Annotated in this window: 9 protein-coding genes; 4 read left to right on the top strand and 5 right to left on the bottom strand. The window is 75.0% G+C overall.

Features of this window, described 5'->3' with window-relative positions:
- Positions 1 to 28 precede the first annotated feature (28 nt).
- Positions 29 to 1,219 carry an acyl-CoA dehydrogenase family protein gene (locus tag ACRWND_RS03865; protein ID WP_431945854.1) on the top strand — a complete coding sequence of 397 codons (1,191 nt, stop codon included), beginning with the start codon at positions 29 to 31 and terminating at the stop codon, positions 1,217 to 1,219.
- The gene (locus tag ACRWND_RS03860; RefSeq protein WP_431945852.1) at positions 1,216 to 2,340 is read left to right on the top strand and encodes an acyl-CoA dehydrogenase family protein; all 1,125 of its coding nucleotides are present in this window, start codon (positions 1,216 to 1,218) and stop codon (positions 2,338 to 2,340) included. Before ACRWND_RS03865 ends, ACRWND_RS03860 begins: the two co-directional genes overlap by 4 nt.
- 1 nt (position 2,341) lies before the next feature.
- Here the strand turns inward: ACRWND_RS03860 and ACRWND_RS03855 are convergent, their stop codons facing one another.
- The 5 genes from ACRWND_RS03855 to ACRWND_RS03835 form a co-directional block, all read right to left on the bottom strand.
- Positions 2,342 to 3,160, bottom strand: a complete 819-nt coding sequence (locus ACRWND_RS03855; protein WP_431945850.1) for a TrmH family RNA methyltransferase — start codon at positions 3,158 to 3,160, stop codon at positions 2,342 to 2,344.
- Positions 3,161 to 3,205: 45 nt separating this feature from the next.
- Positions 3,206 to 4,453 (bottom strand): uroporphyrinogen-III C-methyltransferase, encoded by a 1,248-nt coding sequence (gene cobA / locus ACRWND_RS03850; protein ID WP_431945848.1) that lies wholly within the window; start codon positions 4,451 to 4,453, stop codon positions 3,206 to 3,208.
- Positions 4,454 to 4,635: 182 nt separating this feature from the next.
- Entirely contained in the window at positions 4,636 to 7,803 is a 3,168-nt protein-coding gene (cobT, locus tag ACRWND_RS03845) for a nicotinate-nucleotide--dimethylbenzimidazole phosphoribosyltransferase (RefSeq protein WP_431945846.1), read from the bottom strand.
- A gap of 251 nt (positions 7,804 to 8,054) precedes the next feature.
- Positions 8,055 to 9,263: a precorrin-6y C5,15-methyltransferase (decarboxylating) subunit CbiE gene (gene cbiE, locus ACRWND_RS03840; RefSeq protein WP_431945844.1), complete on the bottom strand. Its 1,209-nt coding sequence runs from the start codon at positions 9,261 to 9,263 to the stop codon at positions 8,055 to 8,057.
- 102 nt (positions 9,264 to 9,365) lie between these two features.
- Entirely contained in the window at positions 9,366 to 10,010 is a 645-nt protein-coding gene (locus tag ACRWND_RS03835; protein WP_431945842.1) for a GNAT family N-acetyltransferase, read from the bottom strand.
- Positions 10,011 to 10,225: 215 nt separating this feature from the next.
- On the opposite strand from ACRWND_RS03835, the gene ACRWND_RS03830 reads away from it, so the two are divergent.
- Both ACRWND_RS03830 and ACRWND_RS03825 read left to right on the top strand, forming a co-directional pair.
- Positions 10,226 to 10,993, top strand: a complete 768-nt coding sequence (locus tag ACRWND_RS03830; RefSeq protein ID WP_431945840.1) for a class I SAM-dependent methyltransferase — start codon at positions 10,226 to 10,228, stop codon at positions 10,991 to 10,993.
- Between the two features lie 38 nt (positions 10,994 to 11,031).
- Positions 11,032 to 11,418, top strand: a complete 387-nt coding sequence (locus ACRWND_RS03825) for an MmcQ/YjbR family DNA-binding protein (RefSeq protein WP_431945838.1) — start codon at positions 11,032 to 11,034, stop codon at positions 11,416 to 11,418.
- Positions 11,419 to 11,433: the final 15 nt, after the last annotated feature.

Below are 11,433 nucleotides of genomic sequence, written 5' to 3'. Positions count from 1 at the left end.
TTAGCGCTACGCACACGCGGAGGGACGCATGCGCATCACGGTCACACCGGAGGAGCTGCGCGAGCGCGTGCGCGCGCTGCTGGCCTCCCACCATCCGGCGGCGACGGACCGCCTGGACTTCCTGCGGGCCCGCTTCGACGCCGGTCTGGCGTGGGTGCACTACCCGGAGGGCCTCGGCGGCCTGGGCGCACCGCGCCCGCTGCAGGGAGTCGTGGACGCCGAACTCGCGGCCGCCGGGGCGCCGCACAACGAACCGCGCCGGATCGGCATCGGCCTCGGGATGGCCGCCCCCACCGTGCTCCGGTACGGCACCGAGGAGCAGAAGGCCCGCTTTCTGCGCCCCCTGTGGACCGGGGAGGAGGTCTGGTGCCAGCTGTTCAGCGAGCCCGGAGCGGGCTCGGACCTCGCCGGCCTGCGTACCAGGGCCGTGCGGGACGGGGACGACTGGCTGGTGACGGGCCAGAAGGTGTGGACGTCCAACGCCCACAGCGCGCGCTGGGCGATCCTCATCGCGCGCACCGACCCGGACGTCCCGAAGCATCAAGGCATCACCTACTTCGTGTGCGACATGACGGCCCCGGGCGTGGAGGTGCGGCCGCTGCGGCAGATCACGGGTGAGGCCGAGTTCAACGAGGTCTTCCTGACGGACGTGCGGATCCCCGACGCCCATCGCCTCGGCGAGGTCGGCGACGGCTGGAGCGTGGCGCGGACGACGCTGGTGAACGAACGGGTGGCCATCGGCGGCAGCGCGCTCCCCCGCGAGGGCGGGATGATCGGCACCGTCGCCGCGACCTGGCGGGAGCGGCCCGAGCTGCGCACCCCCGATCTGCACGACCGGCTGCTTCGGCTGTGGGTGGACGCCGAGGTCACCCGGCTCACCGGAGAACGGCTGCGCCAGCAGCTCGCGGTGGGCGCGCCCGGCCCCGAGGGCTCGGGCATGAAGCTGGCGTTCGCCTCGCTGAACCAGCGCGTCAGCGGCCTGGAGGTGGAACTGCTCGGCGAGGACGGACTGCGCTACGGCGACTGGACGATGACCCGTCCGGAGAGCGTCGACTTCTACGGCCGCGACGCCGGCTACCGCTATCTGCGGGCCAAGGGCAACTCGATCGAGGGCGGCACCTCCGAGATCCTCCGCAACATCATCTCCGAGCGTGTCCTCGGCCTGCCCGCCGAACCCCGTACGGACAAGGACGTCCCCTGGAAGGACCTGCCGCGATGAGCGCCGACCTGCTCTACTCCGACGTCGAGGACGACCTGCGTGCCGCTGTGCGCGCGCTCCTCCTCGACCGGTGCGACCCGGCGGAGGTCCTGGCGCGCTGCGAGGGCGCCGCGCCGTACGACACCGCACTGTGGCGGACGCTGGCCCGGGAGGTGGGGGTCGCCGGGCTGCTGGTGCCGGAGAAGCTCGGCGGCCAGGGCGGCTCCGCGCGGGAGGCCGCGGTCGTGCTGGAGGAGCTGGGGACGTTCGTGGCGCCCGTGCCCTTCCTGGGCAGCACCGTGCTGGCCACGGCCGCCCTGCCGGTGGCCGGCGGCGCTGCGTCCGAGGCCCTCGTGGCACGGCTCGCTGAGGGCGAGCAGACCGCCGCCCTCGCCGTGCCCCTGTCCTCGGCGCCGGGGGCGGACGTCTTCCGGGGGGTGCGGGCCGACGCGGACGGCGTCCTCGTCGGGCGTGTGACCAGCGTCGCCGACGCGACCGCCGCGGACGTGCTGGTCGTGCCGGCGACCGGTCCGGACGGGCCCGGGCTGTACGAGATCCGTACGGACGCGCCCGGGACGGCCCGCTCCGCTCCGGTGCCGCTCGATCTGACCCGGCCGATCGCGGACGTCTCCTTCGACGGGGCGGCGGCCCGCCGGCTCGCCGGACCGGGGACTGCCGCGGCGGCCGTGGAACGGGCCCTGCTGACGGGGGCGGGGCTGCTGGCGTCGGAGCAGGTGGGCCTGGCCCAGTGGTGCCTGGACGAGACGGTGGCCTACCTGAAGGAACGCCGCCAGTTCGGCCGCCCCGTGGGTTCCTTCCAGGCCCTGGGGCACCGGCTCGCGGACCTGTGGCTGGAGGTCGTCCAGGCCCGAGCCGCCGCGCGCAACGCCGCCGACGCTCTCGCGGGCGACAGAGCGGACGCCCCGGTCGCGGTGGCCGTGGCGCAGGCGTACTGCGCGCCGGTCGCCGTGCGGGCCGCCGAGGAGTGCGTCCAACTGCACGGAGGCATCGGCATGACCTGGGAACACCCCGCCCACCTGCGCCTGAAGCGGGCCAAGGCCGACGAGATCGCCCTGGGCACGCCCGGTCGCCATCGGGCGGCCCTCGCCGCGCTGGTGGACCTGCCGGCCGCGGCGGGCTGAGTCAGTCCCGGGGGCGACCGGACGCCACCGCGTAGAACGCGACGGCGGCGGCCGCCCCCACGTTCAGGGAGTCCACCCCGTGCGCCATGGGGATGCGGACCCACTCGTCGGCCGCGGCCAGCGCCCGCTTCGACAGGCCGTCGCCCTCGGCGCCGAGCATCAGCGCCACGCGCTCCAGCCGGTGCGGGGCGGCCGCGTCGATGTCGGTGGCCTGCTCGTGAGGGGTCAGCGCGAGCAGCCGGAAGCCCGCCTCACGCACTGTCTCCAGGTCGCGGGGCCAGGCGGCCAGCCGGGCGTAGGGGACGGAGAAGACGGCGCCCATGGAGACCTTGACCGACCTGCGGTACAGAGGGTCGGCGCAGTCCCGGGAGAGCAGGACGGCGTCCATGCCGAGGGCGGCGGCGCTGCGGAAGATGGCGCCGATGTTGGTGTGGTCGTTGACCGACTCCATGACGACGATCCGCCGCGCCCCGCCCAACAGGTCCCCGGCGTCGGGCAGCGGCTTGCGCTGCATCGAGGCGAGGGCGCCGCGGTGCACGTGGTAGCCGGTGACCCGCTCGGCGAGTTGCGGGCCGACCACGTAGACGGGCGCCTCGGCCTCGTCGATGACGTCCCGCATGACGTCGGCCCACTTGGCCGACAGCAGCATGGAGCGCATCCGGTAACCGGCCTGGCCGGCGCGCCGGATGACCTTCTCGCCCTCCGCGATGAACAGCCCTTCCGCGGGCTCGCGGCGCCGGCGCAGTTCGACGTCGGTGAGGGAGGTGTAGTCCCGAAGGCGCGGGTCGTCGGGATCCTCGATGGTGATGAGCTCAGCCACAGGTGATACTGCCTTGTCCGAAGTGCGGTGCCGCCGGCACCTTTGTCACTGCTCCCCGTCGGCCGCGCGGTCGCCCACGGCGACGACCTCGCCGACGACGATCACCGCGGGCGGCCGGATTCCCTCCGCCACCACCCGCTCCCCCACGGTCGCGAGGGTCGCGTCGACGCGGCGCTGCGCCGCGGTCGTACCCTCCTGGATCACCGCGACGGGGGTGTCGCCGCCCCGGCCGTGCTCCACGAGCGCCGTCGCGATCGGGCCGATCCGCTCCACGGCCATCAGCAGCACCAAGGTGCCGCGCAGCCGGGCGAGCGCCGCCCAGTCCACCAGCGACCGCGGGTCGTCCGGAGCCACATGGCCGCTGACGACGGTGAACTCGTGGGCCACTCCCCGGTGCGTGACCGGGATGCCGGCGGCGGCCGGGACGCTGATGGAACTGGAGATGCCCGGCACGACGGTGCACGCGATACCCGCCTCCGCCAGCGCCTGCGCCTCCTCCATGCCGCGTCCGAAGACGTAGGGGTCCCCGCCCTTGAGCCGCACGACCGCCTTGCCGGCCTTCGCGTGCTCGATCAGCGCCGCGTTGATCGCCTCCTGCGCCATCGCCCGGCCGTAGGGGATCTTCGCCGCGTCGATCACCTCGACGTGCGGGGGCAGTTCGTCGAGCAGGTCGCGCGGGCCGAGGCGGTCGGCGATGACGACGTCCGCCTCCGCGAGGAGCCGGCGCCCGCGCACGGTGATCAGGTCCGGGTCGCCCGGCCCGCCGCCGACCAGGGCCACGCCCGCAGTCCTGCCCCGGTGCTGCGGCGCCGCGAGGGAGCCGTCGCGCAGGCCCTCCACGATCGCGTCCCGCACGGCCGCCGAACGCCGAGGGTCCCGGCCGGTCAGGACGGCGACCGTCACACCCTCGGTACGGCCGGTCGCCGGGGTCCACGCGGTCGCCGCGTCGGCGTCGTCGCTGCGCACGCACCACACCCGGCGATCCTCCGCCTCCGCGGAGGCCGCTGCGTTCGCCTCGGGGTCGGTGGTGGCGATCAGCGCGTACCAGGCGCCGTCGAGGTCGCCGGGCCGGTAGCGACGGCGCTCCCAGCGGATCTCGCCCGCGGCGGCCATCGCGTCGACCGACGGCGTCGCGGACGGGGAGACGAGGACGACGTCGGCCCCGGCCGCCACCAGCGGCGGCAACCGGCGCTGCGCGACCTGGCCGCCGCCGACGACCACTACGCGCCGGCCCGCGAGGCGCAGTCCGACGGGGTAGGCGGGCGGGTCGTTGCGGTCCTCGGCGGCGGTCATGGCGATGCGGCTCCTCGGGTGTGCCTCGCGGCGTGACGGGGTTGCGGGGGCGACCCTGCCCCGCCCCAACCCTACGGTGCGGGGCGACCGCGCCGCAGCGCCCAAGATCACACCTGCGGCGCGCCCGCGGTGGGCCGCCGGGTGCGGGGCGTCACCCCGCCCCACCTCGAGGACCGCCCGCGTCAGGACTTCTCCGTGACCCCCGCGGAGTCGAAGGTCGCCACCTCGCGCATCGCCCGCGCGGCGCTCTGCACCAGCGGCAGCGCCAGCAGCGCGCCGGTGCCCTCGCCCAGCCGCAGGTCGAGTTCGACCAGCGGCCGCAGCCCCAGCTTGGTCAGCGCCGCGCGGTGGCCGGGCTCCGCGCTGCGGTGGCCGGCGATGCAGGCCGCGAGGACCTCGGGGGCGATGGCGCGGGCCACCAGCGCGGCCGCGCCCGCGCTGACGCCGTCGAGGATCACCGGCGTCCGCAGAGAGGCCGCGCCGAGCAGCAGGCCCACCATGGCCGCGTGCTCGAGGCCGCCGATCGCCGCGAGGACCTCGATCGGGTCGGACGGGTCGGGCTGGTGGAGTTCCAGGGCGCGCCGCACGACGTCGATCTTGCGGGCGTGCATCTCGTCGTTGATGCCGGTGCCGCGCCCGGTGACCTCCGCCGGGTCGACGCCGGTGTAGACGGAGATCAGGGCCGCCGAGACAGTGGTGTTGGCGACCCCCATCTCCCCTGTCAGCAGCGCCTTGTTGCCCGCGGCCACGAGGTCGCGTGCGGTCTCGATGCCGACCTCGATCGCGCGCAGGGCCTCCTCGCGCGACATGGCGGGCCCGGCGGTCATGTCGGCGGTGCCCGGACGGACCTTGCGGGGCAGCAGACCCGGAGTGCTGGGCAGCTCGGAGGCCACGCCGACGTCCACCACGCACACCTCGGCGCCCACCTGGTTGGCGAAGGCGTTGCACACCGCCCCGCCGCCGAGGAAGTTGGCGACCATCTGGCCGGTGACCTCCTGGGGCCAGGCGGTGACGCCCTGGGCGTGCACCCCGTGGTCCCCGGCGAAGATCGCGACGGCCGCGGGCTCCGGGATCGGCGGCGGGCACTGCCGGGACAGCCCGCTGAGCTGCGCCGAGATGATCTCCAGCATGCCGAGCGCGCCGGCCGGCTTGGTCATCCGCTTCTGCCGCTCCCAGGCCTCGCCGAGTGCCTTGGCGTCCAGCGGACGGATGCCGCGCAGGGTCTCCTCCAGGAGGTTGTGCGGCTCCTCGCCGGGCAGCGCCCGGTTGCCGTACTCCTCCTCGTGGACGACCCAGGACAGGGGGCGCCGCTTGGACCAGCCGGACTGCACCAGTTCGGGGTCCTCGGGGAACTCGTCGACGTAGCCGACGCAGAGGTACGCGACGACCTCGAGGTGCTCGGGCAGCCCGAGTTCGCGGACCATCTCGCGCTCGTCGAAGAAGCTGACCCAGCCGACGCCGAGGCCTTCGGCGCGTGCGGCGAGCCAGAGGTTCTCCACGGCGAGCGCCGACGAGTACGGGGCCATCTGCGGCTGGGTGTAGCGGCCCAGCGTGTGGCGGCCGCCGCGGGTGGGGTCGGCGGTGACGACGATGTTGACCGGGGTGTCGAGGATCGCCTCGATCTTCAGCTCGCGGAACTGCTTGGCGCGGCCCTTGGGCAGCGACTTGGCGTACGCCTCGCGCTGCCGCATGGCGAGTTCGTGCATGCGCTCGCGGGTCTTGGCGGAGCGGATGACGACGAAGTCCCACGGCTGCGAGTGGCCGACGCTCGGCGCGGTGTGCGCCGCCTCCAGCACGCGGATCAGCACCTCGTGCGGGATCGGGTCCTTGCGGAAGCCGTTGCGGATGTCCCGGCGCTCGCGGATGACGCGGTGCACCGCGTCCCGCACGGCCGGGTCGTACCCCTCGGCGGCGGGCGCCGGCGGCAGTTGCTGCTCCGCCTCGTCCTTAGCCGACGGCGCCTCCGGGTCCACGGATGCCTCCGGGTCCACGGGCACCTCGGAATTCTCGGACGCCGCGGGCGCTTCGGGCTCCGCGGGCGCTTCGGGCTCCGCGGGCGCTTCGGGCTCCGCGGATGCCTCGGGCTCCGCGGATGCCTCGGGCTCCGCGGGCGCCTCGGGCGCCGGGTGCGTCTCGGCTTCCGGCTGCGTCTCGACGGCGGCGACCGGGGTCTCCTCCGGCGCGGCCGCGGCGGGGGCGGACACGGGCTCGGCGACGGGCGCCGCGGACTCGGGCGCGGGCTTCGGCTCCACGACCGGCGCGGGCTCCGCCACGGCCTCGGCGGCCGCCGGTCCCTCCACCGCGGCCGGCTCCGGCACCGCGGCCGGCTCCGGCACCACCACGAACTCCGGCGTCTCCTGGACGACCGGCGCCACGGGCACCCCGGCAGCCGGCTCCATGCCGAACGGCAGCGGCTCGTCCGGGGTCTCCAGCGACGGCACGGGCACGGCCACCGGCTCGTTCCCGGGCTCGGACGCGGCCGCCGGCTCAGGAGCGGCCACGACGGCCTCGGGCGCCGGCGTCGCAGCCCCGGCCGGGGCCTCGTCGCGGAGGACGTCCAGGTACTCCGGTCCCGTGGTGGGCGGCCCTGACTGCCGCATGGGCGCCGGGGCGGGCGCCGGGGTGGCCGGACCGCGGTCGGCCAGGGAGCGCACGATGCCGCCGCCGTTGGAGGGGTCCGGGATCGGGGGGCCCATGTGGAGCGGCCGCCGCGGCGGTACGGGGGCGCTCTGGGCGGCCTCCTGCACCTGGGCCTGGGCCGGCACATGGGGTCGCGGCTCGGGCTCGGGCTCCTGACCCTGCACCGCGTCCTCGGCGGGCGCGGGCTGCTCCGGGACCGGCATCCCCGGGGCGACCGGAGTGTCGGTGCGGACCGCGGAGTAGTCGAGGGAGACCGAGTCACGGCCGCCGCTCTCGTGGGCGCCGCGCTCGATGCCCTCGGGTGCGCCGGGGACGCCGTGCGGGAAGTGCTCGACCGGCAGGGCGGGGGCGGTTGCCTGCGCGGGGAACGGCGCGGGCGGCGTCACGGGAGCGGGCGCCGGAACGGGCTGCGGCGGAACGGCGGGCGCCGGAACGGGCTGCGGGGGCACGGGCTGCGGATCGGCCCAGGACCCCTGCAGACCGGGCATCAGCAGGATCTCCTCGTCCTCCTCGACCGGCGCGGGGCCGGACGGCTGGTCGAGGTAGTGGTACCCGGGAGGAACCGGCGCGGTGAGCGGATCGACGTCCCACAAAGGGACGGACTGCTGCTGCGCGCCGCTGCCGGGCAGGTCGGCGTGCGGCTGCAGAACCGCTTCTTCGCCTGCGTTCTCCGGCAGTCCCTCACCCGGGACCTGGCCGGTGTCAGTCATGCGTGCCCCTCGCCCATCGGTTTCGCTCCTTCCATCGCTGCGCCGAGCACACTGCCCACTCAGAGAACGAGCGCGGGCGGCAACCGGCACGACGACTGCGATCGACCGGGCCTGACCAATCCTGATCAGCCCTCACGCGACGTCAATGCGCGACGACGGCGCAGCGGTCCGTCAGCCTACCGCGCGTGTGCCCGCGCGTGCGCAGGGGGGTTCACCTCAAACCGGTGCCAATACGGGCGCAACCCACCGGCTCACCTGCGGTGTCCGAGGAGCGCGAACACCACGGCCCGCTCCCGCTCGCGCCACTCGTCATTCAGCTCGACTGCCTGCAACAACGCACGCTCCACCGTGTATCCGCCCTCGTCGAGGGCGCGGCTGACGGCTTCTGCCTCGTCCCGGTTCGCGGCGCTCGCGGCGATTCGCTCCGGCCGGCGCGCGGCGCAGGCCGCGACGACCTCCGGTCCGCCGCCTCCGATGCGCACGATGTCCGGTTCCGGAAGGTCTTCCAGCACGTGCGGCGCACGGCCCCGGACGACCCGCACCCGCACCCCGAAGTCCCGTGCGGTTCCCTCGATCCGGTCGCACGCCGCGGCGTCGGCCTCCACCGCGATGACGGCCGCGCCGAACCGCGCCGCCTCCACGGCGACGGCGCCGCCGCCGGCGCCGATGTCCCACAGCAGGTCGCCCGCCCGCGGCCCGAGCCGGGCCAGTTGCAGGGCACGCAGTTGCGCCGGGCCGTCCTCGGGCGTGTACCGCTCGGTGGGCAGGGCCCAGCCCCGTACCCGGTCGGCCGCGGCGGGGTCCCCGCCGGCCAGCCAGCCGGACTGCGCGGGGGCGGGCACGGGGGCGGCGGCCGGGGCGGCGCCGACGACGAGGACGACGTTGGGGTCCCGCCAGGTGTGGTCGGCCACCTTGTCGGAGGTGAGCACGGTGACCTGTTCGTGCTCGGTGCCGAGCGCCTCGCAGATCACGAAGGTGCGGTGCTCGTCGCCGAGCAGCAGGGCGAGTTCTGTCGGTCCGGCCCCGGGCGCGGTCAGCACGGCGACCTTCGGGTGGGCGCGGCAGACGTTGACGGCCCGCCGCAGGGTGCGGGTGTGCGCGACGACCACACGGGCGTCGTCCCAGGGCATGCCCGCCCGGGCGAAGGCCTGGGCGACCGAGGAGACGCCGGGGACGACCTCGACCTCCAGCCCGTACTCGGGGGCACGCAGGGCGCGGACGACACCGAAGAAGCCGGGGTCGCCGTCGGCGAGGACGACCGCGGTGCCGCGGTGCCGCGCGATGCGGCGGGCGGCCAACTCGATGCTGCCCAGCACGATCCGCTCGGCTTCCTGCGGCACGAAGGGCAGTGCCAGATGGTGCCGGGTCCCGGCCACCAGGGTGGCGGCCGACAGCGCGGAACGCGCTGCCTCGCCCGGTGGTGATCCGTCCCACCCGATCACGGTGACACGGTCTGCCATCGTCGTCCTGCCTCCAAGGCGCGTCGCGGTGTGGTTCCCCGGGGGTGCGGTGTTCCCGGGGTGTGCACAGTACCCCGGCCGGGTTGCCGCGCCGCCGGGTGCTCACCGCCAGTCGGCGTAGGCCGCGTAGTCGGAGCCGTCGGCGGACTCCTCGGCGAGGCCGTCGAGGTCCTCCGGGAGCAGGCTCCACACGATCAGGTCCGTGCGGACGTGCTCCCAGCGGCCGCCGGGCTCCCCGTGCGGCCGGGTGCGGACCAGGCCCGCGCTGCGCAGCACGCCCTCGCTGATGCAGCCGATCTTCTGCGCGACCTGCTGGGAGGCCGCGTTGTCCGCCGCGGTGCGCAGTTCCAGGCGCTCGAACTTCTGGTCGTCGAAGAGCCACTGGGCGACGGCGTGGACGGCCTCCGCGGCGTAGCCCTCGCCGCGCGCCCAGGGGGCGATGGTGTACCCGACCTCGCTGCTGCGCAGGCGCCAGTCGGTGCGCTGCAGGTGGACGATGCCGACCAGGCGCTGGGTGAGGAACTCGGTGACGGCGAGCACGATGCCGTGCCCCGCCGCCCGCTCGGAGGGGGCGAGCTCGGTGATGAACGCGCGGGCGTCCGCCGCCGTGTACGGATGCGGCACGGAGGTCCACGCGACCACGGCCTCGTCGTTCATCATCTCCGCCAGGGCGGGGATGTCGGACTCCTCGAACAGGCGCAGCACCAGCCGCTCCGTACTGATGGAGATCTCCGGGAAGCTGGTCATTCGACGCTCCGTAGCCAGGGCATGGGTGAAGTGCACAGCATGCAGCATCCACCGGTTCACCCGCGGGACCGGGTCCGCCGCCAGGGGCTGCGCGGCCGTCGTCCCCAGGGTACGTGCAACCCTTCCGGCGACGGGAGCAGTTGGTGCGCTGTTCTCCGGCTTTTCCGCAGGTCCGCTCCTCCTGTGGCCATAGGGTCCTGCTACCGTCTGCCCGCGTGACGGTGCACCACGCAGCAGGAGTCGGATATCAGCGGGCCGCGGGTGTGTACGAGCGGTCGCGGCCCTCGTACCCCATGGCGGCCCTGGCCGAGTTGGCGGACGCGCTGCCCCTCGAGGCGGGCCGTACGGTGGTCGACCTGGGCGCCGGCACCGGCAAGTTCACCCGGCTGCTGGCCCTGACGGGCGCGGAGGTGATCGCCGTCGAGCCGGTGGCGGAGATGCGGGAGCGGCTCGCGCAGTTGCTTCCGGGGGTGCGGGTGACGGCGGGGACGGCCGAGGCCACGGGCCTGCCGGACGGGTGCGCGGACGCGGTGGTGGCGGCGCAGTCCTGGCACTGGTTCCGGGAGGAGGAGGCCCTGGCGGAGGTCGAGCGCCTGCTGCGGCCGGGCGGTTCGCTGGCGCTGGTGTGGAACACCTACGACACCTCCGTGCCGTGGGTGCGGGACTACCAGGACATCGTCTTCCGCCTGGCGCCGCGCGATCTGCCGAGCCCGCTGGACGGCGGCTGGCGCAAGGCCTTCACCGACCGCGCGGGCTGGTCGCGGGTGCACGAGCGGCACTGGCCCAACCCGCACTCGACGACGGTCTCGGACGTCGTGGAACGGATGACCTCCTCGAGTCACATCGCGGTGATGGACCCCGCCGAGCAGGAGCGGGTGCGGTCCGAGGTGGAGGCGGTGCTGGCCGGGCACGACGCCACGCGCGGCAGGGACGCCGTGGAGATGCCGTACACCACGGACGTGTACTGGGTACGGCGCGGCTGAGGTCACACGCCCGGCCGCGGAGGCTGTTGGATGGGCGGATGGACGCAGATCGGCTCAGGGAGCTGTGCCTCGGTTTCAACGGCGCCGTGGAGGACAGGCCGTTCCCGCGCGACGTGGAGGTCACCGTCTTCAAGGTCGGCGGGAAGATCTCCGCCATCAGCGCGCTGGAGGGCGCGCCGCTGAAGGTGAGCCTGAAGTGCGAGCCGGAGCTAGCGGTGCGGCTGCGGGGCGAGCACGCGGCGATCGTGCCGGGATGGCACCTGAACAAGCGGCACTGGAACACGGTGACGCTGGACGGCTCGCTGCCCGACGCCATGGTGCGCGAACTGGTCGAGGACTCCTACGACCTGGTGGTGGCCCGGCTGCCGCGGGCGGAGCGGCTGCGGCTGGACTGGCCGGGGTCGGCGGGGGACGACGCGCGGTGAGCGCGCGGCCCGTCC

This window comes from Actinacidiphila sp. bgisy167 (assembly GCF_965342175.1).
Classification (GTDB): domain Bacteria; phylum Actinomycetota; class Actinomycetes; order Streptomycetales; family Streptomycetaceae; genus Actinacidiphila.
Note: the sequence above shows the minus strand (reverse complement) of the source record. Positions and strands in the feature narration are given on the sequence as shown.